Source organism: Bradyrhizobium sp. NBAIM08 (assembly GCF_020193935.1).
Taxonomy (GTDB): domain Bacteria; phylum Pseudomonadota; class Alphaproteobacteria; order Rhizobiales; family Xanthobacteraceae; genus Bradyrhizobium; species Bradyrhizobium yuanmingense.
Genome location: NZ_JADYVR010000502.1, coordinates 1 through 434, shown reverse-complemented (window position 1 = coordinate 434; position 434 = coordinate 1). Strand labels below are relative to the sequence as shown.

At 76.5% G+C, this 434-nt stretch carries 1 protein-coding gene; it reads right to left on the bottom strand.

Features of this window, described 5'->3' with window-relative positions; translation table 11 throughout:
- On the bottom strand, nucleotides 1-434 hold a 434-nt coding region (locus I6F37_RS40660), incomplete at both ends, for a hypothetical protein (RefSeq protein WP_225154469.1).

The window sequence follows — 434 nt, the reverse complement described above, 5'->3', positions numbered from 1 at the left end:
AGCCCGCCCAACCGCGTCGCGCGCGACGGGCTGAGCGGGATCGGCTGAGCCGCGCGCCGCACGATCACCCGCGCGCGCACGCCCGCGACGACCTCGATCTCATCGTCGAAGAGGAGCGGGCGCTCAGGGTCGGGCTCCGGCCCCGGCAGCGTGACGACCTGGGCCGGCTCGCCGGGCAGCTCCAGCCACAGCTCGCGCGCGGGATCCTCGAGCACCGGGCGTAGCTGCACGAGCTGCCCGACCACGCGTCGCAGGCGCGCGTTGGCCGGCGGCCGCCCGGCCGCGAGCGGCACCGTGATGCGCGTCCCCGAACCGTCGAGACCGAGCTGCGCCCGCGCCGCGGCGCTCGCCGGCTCGTCGCGGACGTGCACGTAGGCGTACGGGTCATCACCACCGGAGGGGAAGAACCACGACTCGACGACGCCCCCCTCGTG